The organism is Pantoea sp. B_9 (genome assembly GCF_008632015.1).
Taxonomy (GTDB): domain Bacteria; phylum Pseudomonadota; class Gammaproteobacteria; order Enterobacterales; family Enterobacteriaceae; genus Pantoea; species Pantoea dispersa.
Map to the genome: position 1 here is coordinate 247,872 of NZ_VWVL01000004.1, position 22,464 is coordinate 270,335.

Sequence of the window (22,464 nt, forward strand, 5' to 3'; positions counted from 1 at the left end):
AACGGTACGCTTAACGTGGCAGAGTAATTTTGCGCTCTTTGGCAGGGCGATACAGCACCAGCACGTTGCCGATGACCTGAACGTTGTTTGCCTTAGTTTCACGCACGATAGCGTCCACGATCAGCTGCTTGGTTTCACGATCTTCCGAGGCAATTTTTACCTTGATCAATTCGTGATGTTCGAGCGCCTGTTCGATCTCGGCGAGCACGCCTTCAGTCAGGCCATTGCCGCCCAGCATGACCACTGGCTTCAGTGGATGGGCAAGGCCTTTCAGGTGCTGTTTTTGTTTGGTACTCAGATTCATCGTATTTTTTGCTTACTCAGGGATTGAAAACGGTTCATTCTACCGCCATCTCGGGTATATCGCCAAATCAACGCGACCCATTGCGTGCTGATTTATCGCTACGATGACGATTTAACTGGAAATATTATGACGGGTAAAAAGCGTTCGGCCAGTTCCAGTCGCTGGCTTCAGGAACACTTTAGCGATAAATATGTGCAACAGGCACAGAAAAAAGGGTTGCGCTCGCGCGCCTGGTTTAAACTGGATGAAATTCAGCAGGGTGACAAGCTGTTCAAACCCGGTATGACCGTGGTTGACCTGGGCGCTGCGCCCGGCGGCTGGTCGCAATATGTGGTACAACAGATTGGTTCGGGTGGCCGTATTATTGCCTGCGATCTGCTGCCGATGGATCCCATCGTCGGCGTTGACTTCCTGCAGGGCGATTTTCGCGACGAAGCGGTGTTGAAAGCGTTACTGGAGCGCGTGGGCGACCAGAAAGTGCAGGTGGTGATGTCGGACATGGCGCCGAACATGAGCGGTACGCCTGCAGTCGATATCCCGCGTTCCATGTATTTAGTTGAACTGGCGTTAGAAATGTGTCGGGATGTACTGGCACCTGGCGGCAGTTTTGTAGTGAAAGTGTTTCAGGGAGATGGCTTCGATGAATACCTGCGGGAAATTCGCTCCCTGTTTACGAAAGTGAAAATTCGTAAGCCGGACGCTTCGCGATCACGTTCGCGCGAAGTGTACATTGTGGCGACAGGGCGCAAACTGTAGCCCTCCATACCGGAATCAAAGCAAGGCGAAACGGCGTTTATTCTGATGCGTAATTCTGAGTTTCAGGCTAAACAGGCAAAATCATCAGCGCCGCGATTCCAGGTATGAAGGATATATAGTACCCTACGCTGTCTGTTAACACCGTTGTAATATGAGGTTAATCCCTTGAGTGACATGGCGAAAAACCTGATTCTCTGGTTAGTCATCGCGGTCGTGCTGATGTCAGTATTCCAGAGCTTTGGGCCCAGCGAGTCGAATGGCCGTAGGGTTGATTATTCAACCTTCCTGTCGGAAGTGAACCAGGATCAGGTCCGCGAGGCACGTATTAACGGGCGTGAGATCAACGTAACCAAAAAAGACAGTAATAAATACACGACCTACATTCCTGTCAACGATCCCAAGTTACTCGATAACCTGTTGACCAAAAACGTCAAAGTTGTGGGTGAACCACCGGAAGAGCCGAGCCTGCTGGCTTCCATCTTCATCTCCTGGTTCCCGATGCTGCTACTGATTGGCGTGTGGATCTTCTTTATGCGGCAGATGCAGGGCGGCGGCGGCAAGGGCGCGATGTCCTTCGGCAAGAGCAAAGCCCGTATGCTGACCGAAGACCAGATCAAAACCACCTTTGCTGACGTTGCGGGTTGCGACGAAGCAAAAGAAGAGGTGGGTGAGCTGGTGGAATACCTGCGTGAGCCGAGCCGCTTCCAGAAGCTGGGCGGTAAAATCCCGAAAGGCGTGCTGATGGTGGGCCCTCCGGGTACCGGTAAAACGCTGCTGGCGAAAGCGATTGCCGGCGAAGCGAAAGTACCGTTCTTCACGATTTCCGGTTCTGACTTCGTAGAAATGTTTGTCGGTGTCGGTGCATCACGTGTGCGCGACATGTTCGAGCAGGCGAAGAAAGCGGCACCGTGCATCATCTTTATTGATGAGATCGATGCGGTGGGTCGTCAGCGTGGTGCCGGTTTAGGCGGTGGTCACGACGAACGTGAGCAGACGCTGAACCAGATGCTGGTTGAGATGGATGGCTTCGAAGGCAATGAAGGCATTATCGTCATCGCCGCGACTAACCGTCCGGACGTACTGGACCCGGCGCTGCTGCGTCCAGGCCGTTTTGACCGCCAGGTGGTGGTAGGTCTGCCAGACGTGCGCGGCCGTGAACAGATTCTGAAAGTGCATATGCGTCGCGTGCCGCTGGCAACCGACATTGATGCAGCGATTATCGCACGTGGTACGCCTGGCTTCTCCGGTGCGGACCTGGCGAACCTGGTCAACGAAGCGGCGCTGTTCGCTGCGCGTGGCAACAAGCGCGTGGTGTCGATGGTCGAGTTCGAGAAAGCGAAAGACAAAATCATGATGGGTGCGGAACGTCGCTCCATGGTGATGACGGAAGCGCAGAAAGAATCCACCGCGTATCACGAAGCGGGCCATGCGATTATTGGTCGCCTGGTGCCGGAACACGATCCGGTGCATAAAGTGACGATCATCCCGCGCGGCCGTGCGCTGGGTGTGACCTTCTTCCTGCCTGAAGGCGACGCGATCAGCGCCAGCCGTCAGAAGCTGGAAAGCCAGATTTCAACGCTGTACGGCGGTCGTCTGGCAGAAGAGATCATCTACGGGGCGGAACACGTTTCTACCGGTGCTTCAAACGACATCAAAGTGGCGACCAACCTGGCGCGCAACATGGTGACGCAGTGGGGCTTCTCGGAGAAACTCGGTCCGCTGCTGTATGCGGAAGAGGACGGTGAAGTGTTCCTCGGCCGTTCAGTGGCGAAAGCCAAACACATGTCGGACGAAACGGCACGCATCATCGACCAGGAAGTTAAGCACCTGATCGACAGCAACTACCAGCGTGCACGCCGTATTCTGGGTGAGAACATGGACATCCTTCACGCGATGAAAGACGCGCTGATGAAGTATGAAACCATCGACGCACCGCAGATCGACGACCTGATGGCACGCCGCGAAGTGCGTCCGCCAGCAGGCTGGGAAGATCCAGGCAGCAACAACTCTGACAGCAACGGTACGCCAAAGGCGCCACGTCCGGTTGATGAACCGCGTACGCCAAACCCAGGCAACACCATGTCAGAACAGTTCGACAAGTAACAGGCCTGTTCCTAAGCAAAAACCCCGGCTGGTCCGGGGTTTTTTACATTCCACAATCCAGTGATTCCCCAGGGAGATTTTCGCCATGAAGTTGTACGCCCGTGATACCCATCTCGATCTGTCGTTTCCCCATGTGATGGGAATATTAAATGTCACGCCGGACTCCTTTTCTGATGGCGGAACGCACAACACGCTGGTCGACGCGCTCACGCACACCAACGAGATGGTGAATGCCGGTGCCACGATTATCGATGTGGGCGGCGAATCAACCCGTCCCGGTGCTGATGAAGTCTCAGTGGAAGAGGAACTGGCGCGGGTGATCCCGGTGGTGGAAGCTATTGCGCAGCGCTTTGAAGTGTGGATTTCAGTTGATACCTCAAAAGCAGAAGTGATCCGTGAAGCCGCGCGAGTGGGCGCTCACATCATTAACGATATCCGCTCGCTGTCCGAGCCGGGTGCGTTACAGGCCGCCGCAGATAGCGGTCTGCCGGTATGCCTGATGCACATGCAGGGCGAACCGCGCACCATGCAGCAGGCACCGGAATATCAGCACATCGTAAGTGAAGTGGACGCTTACTTCGCTGCGCAGATTGCCCGCTGTGAAGCGGCCGGCATTAAAAAAGAGCGTCTGCTGCTCGACCCGGGCTTCGGTTTCGGTAAGAATCTCAGCCACAATTATGAGCTGCTGGCGCATCTCAGTGATTTTCACCATCACGGTCTGCCGCTGCTGGTGGGCATGTCGCGTAAGTCGATGATTGGCCAGCTGTTAAACGTCGGCCCGGCACAGCGCCTGACCGGCAGCCTGAGCTGTGCGGTGATCGCCGCCATGCAGGGCGCGCAGATTATTCGCGTGCATGACGTTAAAGAAACTGTCGAAGCGATGCGCATCGTCGAGGCGACACGGAGAGCAAAAGGATAAAGGCATGAGCGATCGTAAATATTTCGGTACGGATGGGATTCGCGGCAAAGTGGGTGAAGCGCCCATTACCCCGGACTTTGTGTTGAAGCTGGGTTTTGCTGCCGGCAAAGTGCTGGCCCGTTCCGGCTCGCGCAAGGTATTGATTGGCAAAGATACACGGATTTCCGGCTACATGCTGGAATCGGCGCTGGAAGCCGGTCTGGCGGCTGCCGGGCTGTCTGCGGCTTTCACCGGCCCGATGCCCACGCCGGCCATTGCCTACCTGACGCGTACTTTCCGCGCCGAGGCGGGCATCGTGATCTCCGCGTCGCACAACCCGTTTGACGACAACGGCATCAAATTTTTCTCTGCCGAAGGCACCAAACTGCCGGACGATGTTGAAGCCGCCATTGAGCTGGAGCTGGAGAAGCCGCTGACCTGCGTCGAATCTGCTGAGCTGGGCCGTGCCAGCCGCATCGTCGATGCCGCCGGGCGCTACATCGAGTTCTGCAAAGGCACTTTTCCCAGCGAGCTAAGCCTGAACGGACTGAAGATCGTGGTGGACTGCGCCAACGGCGCGACCTATCACATCGCGCCGAATGTGCTGCGTGAACTGGGTGCGAAGGTGATTGCGATTGGCGTGCAGCCGGACGGCATGAACATCAACAAAGAGTGCGGCGCTACCGATCTACGTCAGCTGCAGCAGCGCGTGCTGGATGAAAAAGCCGATCTCGGCCTGGCCTATGACGGCGACGGCGACCGCATCATGATGGTGGATCACCTTGGACAGAAGGTGGATGGCGACCAGATTCTCTACATCATTGCGCGTGAAGCGCTGCGTCAGGGCCAGCTGCGTGGCGGCGTGGTCGGCACGCTGATGAGCAACATGGGGCTGGAGCTGGCGCTGAAACAGCTGGGGATTCCGTTTACCCGCGCCAAAGTGGGTGACCGCTACGTGCTGGAAAAAATGCAGGAGAAGGGCTGGCGCATGGGCGCGGAGAACTCCGGCCACGTGATCCTGCTGGATAAAATCAGCACCGGTGACGGCATCGTAGCAAGTTTGCAAGTACTCACTGCGATTGTGCGCAACCACATGAGTCTTCACGATCTGTGCAGCGGCATGAAGATGCTGCCACAGGTGCTGGTCAATGTGCGTTTTAGCGGCAGCCACGATCCGCTGGAGAGCGACAGCGTCAAAGCGGCTGCCGCAGAGGTGGAAAAAACGCTGGCCGGGTGCGGGCGTGTGCTGTTGCGTAAATCCGGCACCGAGCCGCTGATTCGCGTGATGGTGGAAGGCGAGGATGAGGCGCAGGTAACCGAGCTGGCGCACAAAATTGCCGATGCGGTAAAAGCGGTTTAACCGCGTTACGGGCGGTTAGTTTGCTGCTTTCCGCCTGTAAAATCACCGGGATGGCGCTTTTTTCCGCAATCGCAAAACTTCGTGTAAATTGCGCTTGCAGAGGTATGCGCCTTTGGTTAGTATTCACACCCGCTTCTGATGGGTGATGACGAGACTCCCCGTCAATATTGGTTGAAGCTTTAACTGTGCGGATAACGCGCAAGGAAACAGGTTGATTATGTACGAAGCTCTGTTGGTTGTTTTCCTTATTGTAGCGATTGGCCTCGTTGGTCTGATCATGCTGCAGCAAGGCAAAGGCGCTGATATGGGAGCCTCATTCGGTGCAGGCGCTTCTGGTACGCTGTTCGGTTCAACCGGGTCTGGTAACTTCATGACTCGCATGACCGCAGTACTGGCTACGCTGTTCTTCATTATCAGTCTGATTCTGGGCAATCTGAACAGTAACAAGACTTCCAAAGGAAGCGAGTGGGAAAACCTCAGCGCGCCGGCTCAGTCTCAACAGCAGACTCAGCCAGCTAAACCGGCCACGCCGGGCAATGATATCCCGCAGTAAGATCGTCAGCGCTAAAGCGACATCGTATCGTCGCAGTCAGTGAAGTGCCGAGGTGGTGGAATTGGTAGACACGCTACCTTGAGGTGGTAGTGCCCGATTGGGCTTACGGGTTCAAGTCCCGTCCTCGGTACCAAATCTCAGTATAACTTGCATTTTTCGCAAGATCGGCGTAATATTCGCCACGTTTTCGGACGCGGGGTGGAGCAGCCTGGTAGCTCGTCGGGCTCATAACCCGAAGGTCGTCGGTTCAAATCCGGCCCCCGCAACCACTTTCCCTTAGAGTTCTTTTTCAAATATACTGTATGCATCGACGGACGCATCCGCAGTCAGTTTTGAAAAAAATTCTGCTGGATGGTGTGCCGAAGCCGCATCGCGGCATACAGGGTCCAGTCACAAAAAGCCCCGAATTTTCGGGGTTTTTTGTTATCAGGAAATCGTAACACTGGGCTTTAGGCCCTTTTTTTATGTCTTGGGGGTGGGCTTGTCCACATTAGAGCAAAAGTTGACAGAGTTGATCTCTGCTCCGGTAGAAGCGCTTGGCTACGAATTGGTCGGTATCGAGTTCATTCGTGGTCGCACATCAACCTTGCGCATCTATATTGATAGTGAAGAGGGTATCAATGTTGATGATTGCGCCGATGTTAGCCACCAGGTCAGCGCTGTAATGGATGTGGAAGATCCTATTACGGTGGCTTACAACCTTGAAGTTTCCTCACCGGGTCTCGATCGCCCTCTGTTCACCGCGGAGCACTATGCGCGTTTCGCCGGCGAAGAGGTGAGCCTGGTACTGCGTATGGCCGTGCAGAACCGCCGTAAATGGCAGGGCATCATCAAGTCTGTCGAAGGCGAGATGATCACGGTAACCGTTGAGGGTAACGATGAAGTGTTCGCGCTGAGCAACATTCAGAAAGCGAACCTGGTCCCCCACTTTTAAAAGTCCGGATTGAGGCTAACCAGGATGAACAAAGAGATCTTAGCTGTAGTAGAAGCCGTTTCTAACGAAAAAGCCCTGCCGCGTGAGAAAATCTTCGAAGCGCTGGAGAGCGCTTTGGCCACTGCGACCAAGAAGAAGTATGAGCAGGAAATCGACGTGCGCGTCAGCATTGACCGTCGCAGCGGCGATTTCGACACCTTCCGTCGCTGGGTGGTGGTAGAAGAAGTCACGCAGCCAACGCGCGAGATCACGCTGGAAGCAGCACGCTTTGAAGATGAAGCCTTCAATCTGGGCGATTATGTTGAAGATCAGATCGAATCTGTCACCTTCGACCGTATCACCACGCAGACCGCGAAACAGGTTATCGTCCAGAAAGTGCGTGAAGCCGAGCGCGCGATGGTGGTCGATCAGTTCCGCGAGCAGGAAGGCGAAATCATCACCGGCGTGGTGAAGAAAGTGAATCGCGACAACATTTCACTGGATCTCGGCAACAACGCCGAAGCGGTGATTGTGCGTGAAGACATGCTGCCGCGTGAAAACTTCCGCCCGGGTGACCGTATTCGCGGCGTGCTGTATGCCGTGCGTCCGGAAGCGCGTGGTGCGCAACTGTTCGTTACCCGCTCCAAACCAGAGATGCTGATCGAACTGTTCCGCATTGAAGTGCCGGAGATTGGCGAAGAAGTTATCGAGATCAAAGCGGCAGCGCGCGATCCGGGTTCACGCGCCAAAATTGCGGTAAAAACTAACGACAAACGTATCGATCCGGTCGGTGCCTGCGTCGGTATGCGCGGTGCGCGCGTGCAGGCGGTGTCCAGCGAGCTGGGCGGCGAGCGTATTGATATCGTGCTGTGGGACGACAACCCGGCACAGTTCGTGATTAACGCCATGGCACCTGCCGATGTGGCGTCAATTGTGGTGGATGAAGACAATCACACCATGGATATCGCTGTTGAAGCCGGCAATCTGGCTCAGGCGATTGGCCGTAATGGCCAAAACGTGCGTCTGGCATCCCAGCTGAGCGGCTGGGAGCTGAACGTGATGACCGTCGATGATCTGCAGGCGAAGCATCAGGCCGAAGCCCATGCAGCGATCGATATGTTCACTAAACATCTCGACATCGACGAAGAGTTCGCCACCGTTCTGGTGGAAGAGGGCTTCTCTTCGCTGGAAGAATTGGCTTACGTGCCAATCAACGAGCTGCTGGAAATCGACGGCCTCGACGAAGAGACCATTGAAGCCCTGCGTGAACGAGCAAAAAATGCGTTAACCACCCTGGCATTAGCGAAAGAAGAGAGCCTTGGTAATCAGGAACCTGCTGAGGACCTGCTGAATCTTGAAGGCCTGGATCGTGCGCTGGCGTATCGCCTGGCGTCAAAAGGCGTTTGCACGCTGGAAGATCTCGCTGAGCAAGGTGTTGACGATCTGACAGATATTGAAGGGCTGGATGATGAGAAAGCCGGTGCGCTGATTATGGCTGCACGTAATATCTGCTGGTTCGGCGATGACGCGTAATAACAGGAAGGAACAGCATGACAGATGTAACCGTAAAATCGCTGGCCGCCGAAATTCAGACTCCGGTCGATCGCCTGGTACAGCAATTTGCTGATGCAGGGATCCGTAAGTCTGAAAACGACGCCGTATCCCAGCAAGAGAAAGAGACCTTACTGTCCCACCTGAATCGTGAGCACGGTCAGACCGGTTCAGGCAAACTGACGTTGCAGCGCAAAACGCGCAGCACCTTGAATATTCCAGGCACCGGGGGTAAAAGTAAGTCGGTGCAAATCGAAGTCCGCAAAAAGCGCACATACGTGAAAGGTGATGCCGACGCTGAGCAAGCTCAGGCGGAAGCAGAAGCTGAGGCGCAGCGTGAAGCGGAAGAGCAGGCGCGTCGCGAGGCTGAAGAACAAGCCCGTCGCGAAGCTGAACAAAAAGCGCAACGTGAAGCCGAAGAGAAAGCCAAGCGCGAAGCCGCTGACAAGGCTAAGCGTGAAGCAGCGGAAAATGAGAAAGTGACTAATCAACCTACCGACGAAATGACCAAGGCTGCGCAATCTGACAAAGCCCGTCGTGAAGCTGAAGCCGCCGAACTGAAGCGTAAAGCGGAAGAAGAAGCGCGCCGTAAGCTGGAAGAGAATGCGCGCCGCGCGGCGGAAGAAGCCCGTCGTCTGGCCGAAGAGAAAGCCGCTGAATGGGAAAAACCAGAGGAAGAAGATAAGGGCGACTACCACGTCACCACTTCAACTCATGCCCGTCAGGCAGAAGACGAAAACGATCGCGAAGTCGAAGGCGGTCGTGGTCGCACCCGCACCACCAAGGCAGCGCGTCCGGCCAAAAAAGGCAACAAGCATTCTGAAGCCAAAACTGACCGTGAAGAAGCGCGTGCTCAGGTACGCGGCGGTAAAGGTGGCAAACATCGTAAACCAAGCACGCTGCAGCAGGGCTTCAACAAACCTGCTCAGGCGGTGAACCGTGACGTCATCATTGGCGAAACCATCACCGTTGCCGAGCTGGCCAACAAAATGGCGGTGAAAGGCTCGCTGGTTATTAAAGCGATGATGAAGATGGGTGCCATGGCGACCATCAACCAGGTTATCGACCAGGAAACCGCCCAGCTGGTGGCCGAAGAGATGGGTCACAAAGTGATCCTGCGCCGCGAGAACGAGCTGGAAGAAGCGGTAATGGACGATCGTGATACCGATGCTGCGCAGGAAAGCCGTGCGCCGGTCGTGACCATCATGGGTCACGTTGACCACGGTAAAACCTCGCTGCTGGACTATATCCGCTCCACCAAAGTCGCCTCCGGCGAAGCGGGCGGGATTACCCAGCACATCGGTGCGTATCACGTTGAAACCGATAACGGCATGATCACCTTCCTCGACACCCCGGGCCACGCCGCGTTTACCGCAATGCGTGCACGTGGTGCGCAGGCCACGGATATCGTTATCCTGGTGGTGGCGGCTGACGATGGCGTGATGCCACAAACCGTCGAAGCTATCCAGCACGCGAAAGCGGCCGGTGTGCCGGTGGTCGTGGCCGTGAACAAGATCGATAAGCCAGAAGCCGATCCGGATCGCGTGAAGAACGAGCTGACCCAGTACGGTATCATTCCGGAAGAGTGGGGCGGCGAGAACATGTTCGTTAACGTCTCGGCGAAAGCCGGTACCGGCATCGACGACCTGCTGAACGCGATTCTGCTGCAGGCGGAAGTACTGGAGCTGACTGCGATTCGTCAGGGTATGGCGAGCGGCGTGGTGATCGAATCGTTCCTCGACAAAGGTCGTGGTCCGGTAGCGACCGTGCTGGTGCGTGAAGGTACGCTGAACAAGGGCGATATCGTGCTGTGCGGCTTCGAATACGGCCGTGTGCGTGCGATGCGTGACGAACTGGGTCGCGAAGTGCTGGAAGCGGGTCCATCGATTCCGGTGGAAATCCTCGGTCTGTCCGGTGTGCCGGCAGCGGGTGACGAAGCGACCGTGGTGCGTGATGAGAAGAAAGCGCGTGAAGTGGCACTGTATCGTCAGGGCAAATTCCGCGAAGTCAAACTGGCGCGTCAGCAGAAGTCCAAGCTGGAAAACATGTTTGCCAACATGACCGAAGGCGAAGTGTCCGAGCTGAATATCGTTCTGAAGTCCGACGTACAGGGTTCTGTGGAAGCGATCTCCGACTCGCTGCTGAAACTCTCCACCGACGAAGTGAAGGTGAAGATTATCGGTTCTGGCGTGGGCGGTATCACCGAAACCGACGCCACCCTGGCCGCTGCGTCCAACGCAATCATCCTCGGCTTCAACGTGCGTGCTGATGCCTCTGCGCGTCGCGTGATTGACGCTGAAAACGTTGACCTGCGCTACTACTCCGTCATCTATAACCTGATTGACGAAGTGAAAGCAGCCATGAGCGGCATGCTGGCACCGGAGTTCAAACAGCAGATTATCGGTCTGGCCGAAGTCCGTGACGTGTTCAAGTCACCGAAATTTGGCGCGATTGCCGGCTGTATGGTCACCGAAGGCAACATCAAACGTCACAACCCGATCCGCGTACTGCGCGACAACGTGGTTATCTACGAAGGCGAGCTGGAATCTCTGCGTCGTTTCAAAGATGACGTCAACGAAGTGCGTAACGGCATGGAGTGTGGTATCGGCGTGAAGAACTACAACGACGTTCGCGTTGGCGATATGATCGAAGTGTTCGAAGTGATTGAAGTTAAACGCACCATCGAGTAATTGCTGGTCGATGTGATGCAATTTGGGAGGCCTCTGGCCTCCCGAATTATTTGGGAGAAATAGTATGGCGAAAGAGTTTGGTCGCCCACAGCGCGTGGCGCAGGAGTTGCAGAAAGAGATTGCGATCATCCTGCAGCGCGAAATCAAAGACCCGCGTCTGGGTATGATGGTCACCGTGTCTGGCGTTGAGGTGTCACGCGATCTGGCGTATGCCAAAGTGTTCGTGACCTTCCTGAACGACCAGGATGAAGAAGCGGTGAAAAATGGCCTCAAAGCGCTGAAAGAAGCGTCTGGCTACATCCGTATTCTGCTCGGTAAAGCGATGCGTCTGCGCATCGTGCCGGAGCTGACCTTCTTCTACGATAACTCGCTGATTGAAGGGATGCGCATGTCGAATCTGGTGTCTAACGTGATCAGAAACGATGCTGAGCGACGGGGTGAAAGCCCGGCGGAAGACGACAAGGAGGACTGATGAGTCGTCCTCGTCGCCGTGGTCGTGATGTCCACGGTGTTTTCCTGCTGGATAAACACCAGGGCGCATCCTCCAATGATGTGCTGCAAAAAGTAAAACGCCTGTTTAACGCTAACAAGGCAGGCCATACCGGCGCGCTCGATCCGCTGGCCACCGGTATGCTGCCGATTTGTCTCGGCGAAGCCACCAAGTTTTCCCGCTATCTGCTGGATTCGGACAAGCGTTACCGCGTGATTGCCCGTCTGGGCCAGCGCACCGATACCTCCGATGCGGACGGCAATATCGTCGAAACGCGGCCGGTGACCTTCAGCCAGGCTGAGCTGGACGCCGCGCTGGAGAGCTTTCGCGGCGAGACGCTGCAGGTGCCCACCATGTTCTCGGCGCTCAAGTATCAGGGCCGCAAGCTGTACGAATATGCGCGCGAAGGCATCACCGTGCCGCGTGAAGCGCGACCGATTACCGTGTTTGAACTGCAGTTTATTCGCTGGCAGGCCGACGAGCTGGAGCTGGAAATCCATGTTTCCAAAGGCACCTACATTCGCACCATCATTGACGATTTAGGTGAGAAGCTCGGCTGCGGTGCACACGTGATCATGCTGCGCCGTCTGCAGGTGGCTCGCTACCCGATTGCGCGCATGATGACGCTGGAACAGCTGCAGGCGCTGGCGGCGCAGGTTAATGCGGCGGAAACGCCGGATTACGCACCGCTGGACGCGTTGCTGTTGCCGATGGACAGCCCGGCGGAAGATTTTCCAGCGGTCAATCTGCCCACGCCGGTCGCGGCCTGGTTCAAACAGGGCATGCCGGTCCAGGCGGAAAACGCGCCGGCCAGCGGGCTGGTGCGGGTGACCGAAGGTGAGCAGCAGAAATTTATCGGCATGGCGGAAATCGTCGACGATGGTCGCGTGGCTCCGCGTCGTCTGGTGGTGGAGTTTGCCGACTGACCGCGTATTACCGCTGGCCGTTACAGCGCATTTGCGTTGCTACCGGGCGAAGAGTAGAATAGCGCGGCTTTAAAAGCGGGCTGCTGAATTAGAGATCGGCACCCATACATTCATTTTTTACTGGAGTTTATTATGTCTCTAAGCGTAGAAGCTAAAGCAGAGATCGTTGCTAAATACGGTCGTGGCGCTAACGACAGCGGTTCAACTGAAGTTCAGGTTGCTCTGCTGACTGCTCAGATTAACCACCTGCAGGGTCACTTCTCTGAGCACAAGAAAGACCACCACAGCCGTCGCGGTCTGCTGCGCATGGTATCCCAGCGTCGTAAGCTGCTGGACTACCTGAAGCGTAAAGACGTTGCACGTTACACCAGCCTGATCGAAAGCCTGGGTCTGCGTCGCTAAGTCTGAAGAATCTGATCAACGATGTAGCGCATGCAGTATGCAAAAAACCGCATCTGGCGATCAGATTTGTGCGAGTTTCGCGAAAAGGGGGCCTTTATGGCCCCTTTTTTCGAGCAATCCGCAGCAATCCGGACCAAACTCATGTATTGTTGCTGAGAGTGATCTTTGCTTGCAGAGGTTCGCGCGGCTAATGAGAGGCTTTACCGCAGGGGCGGTTAAGGGTTGTCATTAGTCGCGAGGATGCAACTAAAGATCGGTAATCCCCGGCGGGCCGAGCAGGCTTTGCCACGAATTTAAGGACTTAAATTTTGCTGAACCCGATCGTACGCAAATTCCAATATGGTCAGCATACCGTCACGCTGGAAACCGGCATGATGGCGCGCCAGGCCACCGCAGCAGTAATGGTAAGCATGGACGACACCGCGGTATTCGTTACCGTCGTGGGCCAGAAAAAAGCTAAAGCCGGTCAGGACTTCTTCCCTCTGACGGTGAACTACCAGGAGCGTACTTACGCCGCTGGCCGTATTCCGGGCAGCTTCTTCCGTCGTGAAGGCCGTCCAAGCGAAGGCGAAACCCTGATTGCGCGTCTGATTGACCGCCCGGTGCGTCCGCTGTTTCCGGAAGGTTTTGTTAACGAAGTACAGGTTATCGCGACTGTGGTATCTGTGAACCCGCAGGTTAACCCGGACATCGTTGCGATGATCGGTGCTTCTGCTGCGCTGTCACTGTCTGGCATTCCGTTCAACGGCCCAATCGGTGCGGCACGCGTCGGTTACATCAACGATCAGTACGTGCTGAACCCAACCGCGGATGAGATCAAACAGTCTCGTCTGGATCTGGTGGTTGCCGGTACGCAGAATGCAGTGCTGATGGTGGAATCTGAAGCGGACATCCTGACCGAAGACCAGATGCTGGGTGCTGTGGTGTTCGGCCACGACCAGCAGCAGGTTGTAATTGAAAACATCAATGCGCTGGTGGCTGAAGCAGGCAAACCACGCTGGGACTGGCAGCCAGAGCCGGCGAACGATGCGCTGATCGCACGCGTTGCCGCCCTGGCCGAAGCGCGCATCAGCGATGCTTACCGTATCACTGACAAGCAGGAGCGCTATGCGCAGGTTGGCGTCATCAAAGACGAAACCATCGCCGCACTGCTGGCTGAAGACGAAACGCTGGATGATGCCGAAATCGGTGACATCGTACACAGCCTGGAAAAGAACGTGGTGCGTACCCGTATCCTGAACGGCGAACCGCGTATCGATGGCCGTGAAAAAGATATGATCCGTGGTCTGGACGTGCGCACTGGCGTACTGCCGCGTACCCACGGTTCTGCGCTGTTTACCCGTGGTGAAACGCAGGCGCTGGTCGCTGCCACCCTCGGTACCGCGCGTGACGCACAGAATCTCGATGAGCTGATGGGCGAGCGTACTGACAGCTTCCTGTTCCACTACAACTTCCCTCCGTACTCCGTGGGCGAAACCGGTATGGTTGGCTCACCGAAGCGTCGTGAAATTGGTCACGGCCGTCTGGCGAAGCGTGGCGTGCTGGCAGTAATGCCTAAACAGGATGCGTTCCCGTACACCGTGCGCGTCGTGTCTGAAATCACCGAATCGAACGGTTCTTCTTCTATGGCTTCCGTGTGCGGTGCATCGCTGGCACTGATGGACGCTGGCGTACCGATCAAAGCGGCCGTTGCCGGTATCGCGATGGGTCTGGTGAAAGAAGACGAGAAGTTCGTGGTGCTGTCTGACATCCTCGGCGACGAAGATCACCTCGGCGATATGGACTTCAAAGTAGCCGGTAGCCGTGAAGGTATCACCGCGCTGCAGATGGACATCAAAATTGAAGGTATCACCCGTGAAATCATGCAGGTGGCACTGAACCAGGCCAAGGGTGCGCGTCTGCACATTCTGAGCGTGATGGAACAGGCGATTAGCACGCCGCGTCAGGAGATCTCCGAGTTCGCGCCGCGTATCTATACCATCAAGATCAACTCAGACAAGATCAAAGACGTCATCGGTAAAGGCGGTTCGGTTATCCGTGCGCTGACCGAAGAGACCGGCACCACCATCGAAATCGAAGATGATGGCACCGTGAAGATCGCAGCGACCGACGGCCTGAAAGCCAAAGAAGCGATTCGCCGCATCGAAGAGATCACCGCTGAGATCGAAGTGGGCCGTATCTATTCCGGTAAAGTGACCCGTATCGTTGATTTCGGTGCCTTCGTGGCGATCGGCGGCGGTAAAGAAGGCCTGGTACACATTTCTCAGATCGCCGACAAGCGCGTAGAGAAAGTGACCGATTACCTGCAGATGGGTCAGGAAGTGCCAGTTAAAGTGATGGAAGTGGATCGTCAGGGCCGCGTTCGTCTCAGTATCAAAGAAGCGACAGAGCAGAAGCCAGCAGAAGAAACCGCTGCGGTGACGACGCCTGACGCCGAGTAAGCGTTTTTCCTGATCAGCCGCTCCCTGCCTGCTGGCGGGGAGTGGTGTTTGTATACCCGGAATGCGTGGCGCGCTGGTCAGCGTGTCAGTGCAGCTGAAGCAGGACGGGTATCATCGCGAGGGCGGGAACCCTTGTGCATAGCAGGCGGATGACAGGATGGTTATCCCAATGTTTGTATTCGGGAGTGGGAAATGAAGCCTTTTTTGCGCTGGTGTTTTGTTGCGACAGCTATCACGCTGGCAGGATGCAGCAACTCCAATTGGCGTAAGAACGAAGTTCTGGCAGTACCTTTGCAGCCCACACTGCAGCAAGAGGTTATTCTGGCGCGAATGGAACAAATTCTTGCCAGTCGGGCCCTGACCGATGATGAACGCGCACAGCTGTTATATGAGCGCGGAGTGTTGTATGATAGTTTGGGTCTGAGGGCATTAGCGCGAAACGATTTCTCGCAAGCGCTGTCTATCAGACCGGATATGCCGGAAGTGTTTAACTATCTCGGCATTTACTTAACGCAGGCAGGCAATTTTGATGCTGCCTATGAAGCGTTTGATTCTGTACTTGAGCTTGATCCAACTTACAACTATGCGCATTTAAACCGTGGTATCGCCCTCTATTACGGCGGTCGATACAAGTTAGCGCAAGATGATCTGCTGGCGTTTTATCAAGACGATCCTAACGATCCGTTCCGCAGCCTGTGGCTCTACCTCGTTGAACGCGAGATGGACGCCGATAAGGCAAAAGTGACGCTCCAACAGCGTTACGACAAGGCGGCTAAGGACCAATGGGGATGGAATATTGTCGAGTTCTACCTGGGCGACATCAGTGAAAAAACATTGATGGAACGTCTCAAGGCGGACGCAACGGATAACACCTCGCTCGCTGAACATCTCAGTGAAACCAACTTCTATTTAGGTAAGTACTACCTAAGTCTGGGGGAGAAGGACGACGCGAAAGCGTTGTTCAAACTGGCGGTGGCCAACAACGTCAATAACTTTGTTGAACACCGATACGCATTGTTGGAACTGGCGCAACTCGGCCAGACACAAGACGATTTATCAGAATCTGACCAGCAATAGCTGACGAACTTTTATTGCCTGATTTACCCGTAAAGTCATCGCCTGAACAGGTGAGGGCTTTTCTGTTCGTCAAAACTTCTAATTTGAGCCGGTTCACACTTTTTGATGAAAATGACTGAAAGTTTTCACGACGAGTTATGTAGACTGGCCGCCGCAATCTAAGAGGCACGTGTACTACATGACTGATATTCAAACCACTTTTGCTGATCTGGGCCTGAACGCCGACATCCTCGAATCACTGAACGGTATGGGCTACGTTAAGCCATCGCCAATCCAGGCTGAGTGTATTCCTCACCTGCTGGCGGGCCGTGATGTCCTGGGTATGGCGCAGACCGGTAGTGGTAAAACAGCAGCGTTCTCGCTGCCGCTGCTGAACAACGTTGATCCTTCTGTCCGCGCACCGCAAATCCTGGTGCTGGCGCCGACCCGCGAACTGGCGGTTCAGGTGGCTGAAGCGATGACAGAATTCTCTAAACACATGCGCGGTATTAACGTCGTGGCCCTGTACGGTGGCCAGCGTTATGACGTGCAGCTGCGCGCACTGCGCCAGGGTCCACAGATCGTAGTTGGTACCCCGGGCCGTTTGCTGGATCACCTGAAACGCGGTACCCTGGACCTGTCCAGCCTGCGTGGTCTGGTACTGGACGAAGCCGATGAAATGCTGCGTATGGGCTTCATCGAAGACGTTGAAACCATCATGGCGCAGATCCCGGAAGGTCATCAGACCGCACTGTTCTCTGCAACCATGCCGGAAGCGATTCGCCGTATCACTAAGCGTTTCATGAAGGATCCGCAGGAAGTGCGCATCCAGTCCAGCATCACTACACGCCCGGACATTTCTCAGTCTTACTGGACCGCTTACGGCCGTAAGTCTGACGCGCTGGTGCGCTTCCTCGAAGCGGAAGACTTCGATGCTGCCATCATCTTCGTGCGCACCAAAAATGCCACGCTGGAAGTCGCAGAAACGCTGGAGCGTAACGGCTACAACAGCGCCGCGCTGAACGGTGACATGAACCAGGCGCTGCGTGAGCAGACGCTGGAGCGCCTGAAAGACGGTCGTCTGGATATCCTGATCGCGACTGACGTTGCGGCCCGTGGTCTGGACGTTGAGCGTATCAGCCTGGTGGTTAACTACGACATCCCGATGGATGCCGAATCGTATGTGCACCGTATCGGCCGTACCGGTCGTGCGGGTCGTGCTGGCCGTGCGCTGCTGTTCGTTGAGAACCGCGAGCGTCGTCTGCTGCGCAACATCGAACGCACCATGAAGCTGACTATTCCGGAAGTTGAGCTGCCTAACGCCGAGCTGCTGAGTCAGCGTCGTCTGGCGCAGTTCGCTGCGAAAGTTCAGCAGCAGCTGGAAAGCAGCGATTTGGATCAGTACCGTGCGCTGCTGGCTAAAATGCAGCCAGAAGAAGAGCTGGATATGGAAACGCTGGCCGCTGCACTGCTGAAAATGGCGCAGGGCGAACGTCCACTGATTCTGCCACCGGATGCACCACGTCCACAGCGTCGTGAATTCCGCGATCGCGATGAGCGTGGCGGCGACCGTCCACGTCGTGACAGCCGTGACAGCCGCGAAGGTGGCGATCGTCCACGTCGCGAACGTCGTGACGTTGGCGAAATGCAGCTGTACCGCATTGAAGTGGGCCGTGATGACGGTGTTGAAGTGCGTCATATCGTGGGCGCGATTGCTAACGAAGGCGACATCAGCAGCCGTTACATCGGTAACATCAAGCTGTTTGGTACTCACTCCACTATCGAGCTGCCAAAAGGCATGCCGGGTGAAGTCCTGCAGCACTTCACGCGCACGCGTATTCTCAACAAGCCGATGAATATGCAGCTGCTGGGCGATGCACAGCCACACGAGCGCACCGAGCGTCGTAGCGGCGGTCGTGACTTCGGTGGTGAGCGTCGTGGTAACCGCGAGGGTGGCAACCGTGAAGGTGGCGCACCGCGTCGTTTCTCTGAGCGTCGCGAAGGCGGTCGTGAAGGCGGACGTTTCAGCCGTGAAGGTGGCCGTGGCCCACGTCGCGACGAAGGTGCAGCTGCACCACGTCGCCGTGATGCATAAGCGTTAATCGCTTAAAAATAAAAAGGACGCGCAAGCGTCCTTTTTTTATGTCTGTAACGCGGGCTTTACACGCCGCCGGCAATCAGCACCCGCTCACCGGTAACATAAGCCGACTCTTCCGACGCCAGAAACAGCGCCACCTGTGCCACATCCTCCGGCAGGCCAAAGCGTCCCAGCGGCGTGGCCGCGATCAGCTGCGCTTTAAATTCTGCATTCATTTTTTTCGCTGCCAGCAGCCCTTCGGTCAGAATGATCCCCGGGGCCAGCGCGTTGACGCGAATGTTGCGCGGGCCCAGCTCACGTGCCAGCCCCTGCGTTAAGGTATCGATCGCGCCCTTGGTCGCTGACCACAGTACCGAGCCGGGCAGGCTACGCTGGCTGTTCAGCGCGCTGAGGTTAATGATGCAGCCGCCGCGCGCCGGAAAATGCTGCGCCGCCTGCTGGCACACCAGCAGCGTACCGAGCAGATTGACGTTGAGCTGCTGCTGCATGTCGCTGACGCTGAGGCTGGCGAAGTCGCCATGGTGGAACATGCCGGCGTTGTTGACCACGATGTCTGGCGCGCCAAACTGCGCAATACTGCTGGCGAACAGGCGCTGCACGTCAGCTTCACGGGATATATCGGCCTGTACGGCGATGGCGTCGCTTCCCAGCGCGCAGATATCGGTCACCACATCCGCCGCGCCCGCTTCATCCTGACGATAATTCACCACCACCCGGGCGCCGGCCGCGGCGAAAGTCATGGCGATGGCGGCGCCAATGCCTTTCGACGCGCCCGTCACCAGCGCAATTTTGCCTTCAAGTGCTTGCATTGTGTCTCTCCACCTGAGATTTCGGGTGAGTAAAGCATGCGCTGTTGCCGCTTTGTGCGGTAGCGCAATCCTGCAAGCTTTTTGCACGATCCTGCAAATCTGTGGCGCAGGGACTAGGCGCAACCGCATCGGCAGGTAAGAATGGGGATTCAGTGATTTTTCATCGCGGAGTGCATAACGCATGATTCATCAGGAACAGTGGCAGCAGCTGGTGGCGATGATTGCCCGTCACGCGCAGCAGGATGGGCGCACCGCCAGCGCGATTGATTTTCTCTCTTTTGGCCGCAGCTCGCACCCCTCCAGCCTGGCGCATATTGCCAGCTGGGCGGGGTTTGCGCTGATGGCCCAGGGCCAGAAAGCACTGCGCATGGGCGATGATGTGATGCATTACGGGCCGGGCGATCTGCTGCTGGTCACCATGGACATGCCGGTGCAGTCCTGCGTGGTGCTGGCGACGCCAGAGAAACCCTGTCTTGGCGTCGGCATCACCATCAACGAAGCGCGCCTGCTGCGCTATCTGGAGCATTTCCCGCCGCAGCAGATTGGCAGTGCCGCCACCGAACGCAGCATTACCGTCCATAAAGTCGCGCCACCGCTGGTGGATGCGGTGATACGGCTGGTGGCGCTGCTGGATCAGCCGCAGGATATCGCCGCGCTGGCACCGCTGATTGAGCAGGAGATTTTCTATCGCCTGCTGACCGGGCCGGAAGGGCCGCGCATTCTGAATATGGCGCTGACCGAGCGCCCGGGCAACAAAGTGGCGCGCGCGGCGCGCTGGCTGCGCGAAAATTTTCATCAGCCGCTGAAGGTGGATCAGCTGGCCAGCAGCGTTGGCATGAGCATTTCATCGCTGCACCACCACTTTAAAGCGGTTACGGCGATGACGCCGATGCAGTATCAGAAGCAGCTGCGGCTCAACGAAGCGCGCCGGTTGATGATGATTGAGAAGCTGGATGCCGGGACGGCGGGCTATCGGGTGGGCTATCAGAGCGCGTCGCAGTTCAGCCGGGAGTACAGCCGTTTTTATGGCCAGTCACCGGCGCGCGATGTGCGCAAGATGGCGGTGGGGCCGGAAGGACTCTCCCCACCGCAGTAAGGCTTACAGCGTGCGTGCGGCTTCCATCGCCAGCGCGAACGAACGCAGGCGCGCCTGCGGATCGTAAATCTGGCCGTTGACCATGATCTCATCCGCCTGGGTTTCGCGCAGCAGCGCGGCAAGGCCGTGGCGCACTTTATCTTTATCGCCCACCACCGACATGCTCAGCGCCTGCTGCACGCCATACTGTTCGGACGGCGACCACAGGTTATCCATGTTCTCCACCGGCGCCGGCAGCGGGCCGGGCTTGCCGCGGCGCAGATTAATGAACTGCTGCTGCATCGAGGTGAACAGGACGCGCGCATCACGATCGCTGTCTGCCGCCACCACGTTGACACACACCATAGCGTAAGGTTTTGCCAGACGCGCAGAGGGCTGGAATTTTTCGCGATACAGGTGCAGCGCCTGCAACAGCAGGTCTGGCGCGAAGTGCGAAGCAAAGGCAAACGGCAGACCAAGCTGCGCCGCCAGCTGCGCGCTATACAGGCTGGAACCCAGCAGCCACACCGGAATTTTCAGACCGAGGCCGGGCACCGGCTGCACCGGCGGATGTTCGCCCTCTTCGGCATCGAACCAGCGGATCAGATCGGCCACATCTTCCGGGAAGCTGTCGGCCTGGGCGCTCGAAAGATGACGGCGCAGCGCCAGCATGGTGCGCTGATCGGAGCCGGGCGCGCGGCCCAGTCCGAGATCGATACGGCCAGGGTAGAGGGATTCCAGGGTGCCAAACTGTTCGGCAATCACCAGCGGTGCGTGGTTGGGCAGCATGATCCCGCCGGAGCCGAGGCGCAGCGTTTCGGTGTTAGCGGCGAGATAGCCAATCAGCACCGACGTTGCGGCGCTGGCGATGCCGGTCATGTTGTGGTGTTCGGCCAGCCAGTAGCGATGAAAGCCAAGGGCTTCAGCCTGACGCGCCAGCGCCAGCGAATTATGGAAGGCATCGCGCGCAGACGAGCCTTGCGGAATGGGGGCCAGATCCAGCACGGACAGGCGAACAGTTTTCTTCTCAGACATGGGTACTCCAGCAAAGGATGGCGCAGGTGATAAGTAAACCTGCACCAGTCAGTATTACGCATCATTACCCATATTAAAACTGCTAATAACGGCAGGAATATAGCCGGAATGTGCCTTTAACCGCCGCTATCCAGCGCCATTCCGGCCAGGCGGCGCCAGTAACCGTTGCTGTCGCTGCCGCGCGCCATCATCAGCGGCGCTTCACCCGCTTCGTTAGCGCGGAAGCGATCAACCTGTGCCAGCGTGCTCTCATCCTGCGGCGACAGGCGCACAATATCGATCCAGCCATGCATACCGGCAAGATCGTTGCCAAGGTTGTAACAGTAGCCGCTCATGGTCTGAATGCCGTTCAGGACAAATACCTGCTGGCCCTCCTGCGACAGCACGCGGCGCCCGGTGGGATAATCAATACAGCAGGTCTGGCAATCATCTTTGGCACGGTTTTCGGAACGCGCGGTAAAACAGCGCGCCGATAGCGCCAGCGGCAGATGGCCGTAGCCGAGCACTTCAACCTCAAACCGGTCGCGCAGGCCAGCGTCATGGCACTGCTGCAACAGCTGAATCAGCCAGTCGCGTGACATCTCCACCGGCATGCACCAGCGCGTCATGCCCTCCTGCAGCAGCAGCTGGAGCGTCTGCGCGTTATACACATTCAGGGTAGGACCGGCGACAAACGGCAGTTTGCGCTCTGCCGCCATGTTCACGGTGCCGATATCGTTGGCTTCCAGTAAGAACTCACCGTTTTCAACATAGCGGCGCAGCTCTTTGACTTCCGAAGGGGACTGCAGCAGCGCCAGCGTGCTCAGCACCACCTGTTTGCCGCTGGCCGCCAGCGTGCGGCCCATCTCCATCCACTGACTGAACGCGGTGGCGCGACGTTTGCTGCACACCGCTTCGCCGAGGTAGACAATCTCTGCGCTGCTCTCTGCGGCGCGCTGGTAAAACTGCTCCAGCGTATCGGTAGGCCAGTACCACAGCACCGGGCCGATGGCGTATTTCATACG

The 22,464-nt window shown here is 56.8% G+C and carries 20 protein-coding genes and 2 tRNA genes; 18 read left to right on the plus strand and 4 right to left on the minus strand.

What is annotated here, in order from left to right; translation table 11 throughout:
- Nucleotides 1–10: 10 nt before the first annotated feature.
- Nucleotides 11–304 carry a ribosome assembly RNA-binding protein YhbY gene (gene yhbY, locus F3I21_RS14235; RefSeq protein ID WP_010617345.1) on the minus strand — a complete coding sequence of 98 codons (294 nt, stop codon included), beginning with the start codon at nt 302–304 and terminating at the stop codon, nt 11–13.
- Between the two features lie 126 nt (nt 305–430).
- On the opposite strand from yhbY, the gene rlmE reads away from it, so the two are divergent.
- From rlmE to F3I21_RS14320, 17 genes are all read left to right on the plus strand, one after another.
- Complete coding sequence (gene rlmE, locus F3I21_RS14240) at nt 431–1,060, plus strand: 23S rRNA (uridine(2552)-2'-O)-methyltransferase RlmE (RefSeq protein WP_021507708.1); 630 nt, start codon at nt 431–433, stop codon at nt 1,058–1,060.
- 174 nt (nt 1,061–1,234) lie between these two features.
- Nucleotides 1,235–3,163, plus strand: a complete 1,929-nt coding sequence (gene ftsH, locus F3I21_RS14245; protein ID WP_021507707.1) for an ATP-dependent zinc metalloprotease FtsH — start codon at nt 1,235–1,237, stop codon at nt 3,161–3,163.
- A gap of 85 nt (nt 3,164–3,248) precedes the next feature.
- On the plus strand, nt 3,249–4,082 hold the full coding sequence (gene folP, locus F3I21_RS14250) for a dihydropteroate synthase (protein ID WP_150059187.1): 834 nt from the start codon (nt 3,249–3,251) through the stop codon (nt 4,080–4,082).
- Nucleotides 4,083–4,086: 4 nt separating this feature from the next.
- Nucleotides 4,087–5,421, plus strand: coding sequence for a phosphoglucosamine mutase (gene glmM / locus F3I21_RS14255; protein ID WP_150059188.1), 1,335 nt, complete (start codon nt 4,087–4,089; stop codon nt 5,419–5,421).
- 217 nt (nt 5,422–5,638) lie between these two features.
- Nucleotides 5,639–5,974 carry a preprotein translocase subunit SecG gene (gene secG, locus F3I21_RS14260; RefSeq protein ID WP_010617340.1) on the plus strand — a complete coding sequence of 112 codons (336 nt, stop codon included), beginning with the start codon at nt 5,639–5,641 and terminating at the stop codon, nt 5,972–5,974.
- Nucleotides 5,975–6,020: 46 nt separating this feature from the next.
- Nucleotides 6,021–6,107 (plus strand) — tRNA-Leu (locus tag F3I21_RS14265).
- A gap of 59 nt (nt 6,108–6,166) precedes the next feature.
- Nucleotides 6,167–6,243: transfer RNA gene (locus tag F3I21_RS14270), tRNA-Met, on the plus strand.
- 212 nt (nt 6,244–6,455) lie between these two features.
- On the plus strand, nt 6,456–6,908 hold the full coding sequence (gene rimP / locus F3I21_RS14275; RefSeq protein ID WP_031279732.1) for a ribosome maturation factor RimP: 453 nt from the start codon (nt 6,456–6,458) through the stop codon (nt 6,906–6,908).
- Between the two features lie 24 nt (nt 6,909–6,932).
- Nucleotides 6,933–8,420 carry a transcription termination factor NusA gene (gene nusA, locus F3I21_RS14280; protein WP_021507703.1) on the plus strand — a complete coding sequence of 496 codons (1,488 nt, stop codon included), beginning with the start codon at nt 6,933–6,935 and terminating at the stop codon, nt 8,418–8,420.
- Between the two features lie 17 nt (nt 8,421–8,437).
- The gene (gene infB, locus F3I21_RS14285; RefSeq protein ID WP_021507702.1) at nt 8,438–11,128 is read left to right on the plus strand and encodes a translation initiation factor IF-2; all 2,691 of its coding nucleotides are present in this window, start codon (nt 8,438–8,440) and stop codon (nt 11,126–11,128) included.
- A gap of 64 nt (nt 11,129–11,192) precedes the next feature.
- A complete protein-coding gene (gene rbfA, locus F3I21_RS14290) occupies nt 11,193–11,600 on the plus strand; it encodes a 30S ribosome-binding factor RbfA (protein WP_021507701.1) in 408 nt (135 codons plus the stop codon).
- Nucleotides 11,600–12,544: a tRNA pseudouridine(55) synthase TruB gene (gene truB / locus F3I21_RS14295; RefSeq protein ID WP_150059189.1), complete on the plus strand. Its 945-nt coding sequence runs from the start codon at nt 11,600–11,602 to the stop codon at nt 12,542–12,544. Before rbfA ends, truB begins: the two co-directional genes overlap by 1 nt.
- Before the next feature lie 132 nt (nt 12,545–12,676).
- Nucleotides 12,677–12,946 (plus strand): 30S ribosomal protein S15, encoded by a 270-nt coding sequence (gene rpsO / locus F3I21_RS14300; protein ID WP_010615981.1) that lies wholly within the window; start codon nt 12,677–12,679, stop codon nt 12,944–12,946.
- Between the two features lie 308 nt (nt 12,947–13,254).
- A complete protein-coding gene (gene pnp, locus F3I21_RS14305; protein ID WP_058759575.1) occupies nt 13,255–15,387 on the plus strand; it encodes a polyribonucleotide nucleotidyltransferase in 2,133 nt (710 codons plus the stop codon).
- A gap of 192 nt (nt 15,388–15,579) precedes the next feature.
- Nucleotides 15,580–16,464, plus strand: coding sequence for a lipoprotein NlpI (gene nlpI / locus F3I21_RS14310; protein WP_021507697.1), 885 nt, complete (start codon nt 15,580–15,582; stop codon nt 16,462–16,464).
- Between the two features lie 105 nt (nt 16,465–16,569).
- Nucleotides 16,570–16,626, plus strand: a complete 57-nt coding sequence (yrbN, locus tag F3I21_RS23610; RefSeq protein ID WP_098053093.1) for a protein YrbN — start codon at nt 16,570–16,572, stop codon at nt 16,624–16,626.
- A gap of 16 nt (nt 16,627–16,642) precedes the next feature.
- Nucleotides 16,643–18,538 carry a DEAD/DEAH family ATP-dependent RNA helicase gene (locus tag F3I21_RS14320; RefSeq protein ID WP_058759574.1) on the plus strand — a complete coding sequence of 632 codons (1,896 nt, stop codon included), beginning with the start codon at nt 16,643–16,645 and terminating at the stop codon, nt 18,536–18,538.
- 65 nt (nt 18,539–18,603) lie between these two features.
- Here F3I21_RS14320 and F3I21_RS14325 read toward each other — a convergent pair whose 3' ends face one another.
- The gene (locus F3I21_RS14325; RefSeq protein ID WP_021507695.1) at nt 18,604–19,350 is read right to left on the minus strand and encodes an SDR family NAD(P)-dependent oxidoreductase; all 747 of its coding nucleotides are present in this window, start codon (nt 19,348–19,350) and stop codon (nt 18,604–18,606) included.
- A 181-nt stretch (nt 19,351–19,531) separates the two neighbouring features.
- Between F3I21_RS14325 and F3I21_RS14330 the strand changes: the two genes are divergently transcribed.
- Nucleotides 19,532–20,446, plus strand: coding sequence for an AraC family transcriptional regulator (locus F3I21_RS14330; protein ID WP_150059190.1), 915 nt, complete (start codon nt 19,532–19,534; stop codon nt 20,444–20,446).
- Between the two features lie 3 nt (nt 20,447–20,449).
- On the opposite strand, the gene F3I21_RS14335 is transcribed toward F3I21_RS14330, so the two are convergent.
- Together F3I21_RS14335 and F3I21_RS14340 are read right to left on the minus strand one after the other, a co-directional pair.
- Complete coding sequence (locus tag F3I21_RS14335; RefSeq protein WP_150059191.1) at nt 20,450–21,460, minus strand: luciferase-like monooxygenase; 1,011 nt, start codon at nt 21,458–21,460, stop codon at nt 20,450–20,452.
- A 116-nt stretch (nt 21,461–21,576) separates the two neighbouring features.
- Nucleotides 21,577–22,461 carry a U32 family peptidase gene (locus F3I21_RS14340; protein ID WP_058780386.1) on the minus strand — a complete coding sequence of 295 codons (885 nt, stop codon included), beginning with the start codon at nt 22,459–22,461 and terminating at the stop codon, nt 21,577–21,579.
- Nucleotides 22,462–22,464 lie beyond the last annotated feature (3 nt).

Bases quoted from the DNA above. Each gene is read 5' to 3' on its own strand.
- F3I21_RS14325 (WP_021507695.1), bottom strand. From the start codon at position 19,350: ATGCAAGCACTTGAAGGCAAAATTGCGCTGGTGACGGGCGCGTCGAAA.
- truB (WP_150059189.1), top strand. From the start codon at position 11,600: ATGAGTCGTCCTCGTCGCCGTGGTCGTGATGTCCACGGTGTTTTCCTG.
- F3I21_RS14320 (WP_058759574.1), top strand. From the start codon at position 16,643: ATGACTGATATTCAAACCACTTTTGCTGATCTGGGCCTGAACGCCGAC.
- F3I21_RS14335 (WP_150059191.1), bottom strand. From the start codon at position 21,460: ATGTCTGAGAAGAAAACTGTTCGCCTGTCCGTGCTGGATCTGGCCCCC.
- rpsO (WP_010615981.1), top strand. From the start codon at position 12,677: ATGTCTCTAAGCGTAGAAGCTAAAGCAGAGATCGTTGCTAAATACGGT.
- nlpI (WP_021507697.1), top strand. From the start codon at position 15,580: ATGAAGCCTTTTTTGCGCTGGTGTTTTGTTGCGACAGCTATCACGCTG.
- nusA (WP_021507703.1), top strand. From the start codon at position 6,933: ATGAACAAAGAGATCTTAGCTGTAGTAGAAGCCGTTTCTAACGAAAAA.
- ftsH (WP_021507707.1), top strand. From the start codon at position 1,235: ATGGCGAAAAACCTGATTCTCTGGTTAGTCATCGCGGTCGTGCTGATG.
- infB (WP_021507702.1), top strand. From the start codon at position 8,438: ATGACAGATGTAACCGTAAAATCGCTGGCCGCCGAAATTCAGACTCCG.
- yhbY (WP_010617345.1), bottom strand. From the start codon at position 304: ATGAATCTGAGTACCAAACAAAAACAGCACCTGAAAGGCCTTGCCCAT.
- F3I21_RS14330 (WP_150059190.1), top strand. From the start codon at position 19,532: ATGATTCATCAGGAACAGTGGCAGCAGCTGGTGGCGATGATTGCCCGT.
- glmM (WP_150059188.1), top strand. From the start codon at position 4,087: ATGAGCGATCGTAAATATTTCGGTACGGATGGGATTCGCGGCAAAGTG.
- secG (WP_010617340.1), top strand. From the start codon at position 5,639: ATGTACGAAGCTCTGTTGGTTGTTTTCCTTATTGTAGCGATTGGCCTC.
- F3I21_RS14340 (WP_058780386.1), bottom strand. From the start codon at position 22,461: ATGAAATACGCCATCGGCCCGGTGCTGTGGTACTGGCCTACCGATACG.
- rbfA (WP_021507701.1), top strand. From the start codon at position 11,193: ATGGCGAAAGAGTTTGGTCGCCCACAGCGCGTGGCGCAGGAGTTGCAG.
- rlmE (WP_021507708.1), top strand. From the start codon at position 431: ATGACGGGTAAAAAGCGTTCGGCCAGTTCCAGTCGCTGGCTTCAGGAA.
- folP (WP_150059187.1), top strand. From the start codon at position 3,249: ATGAAGTTGTACGCCCGTGATACCCATCTCGATCTGTCGTTTCCCCAT.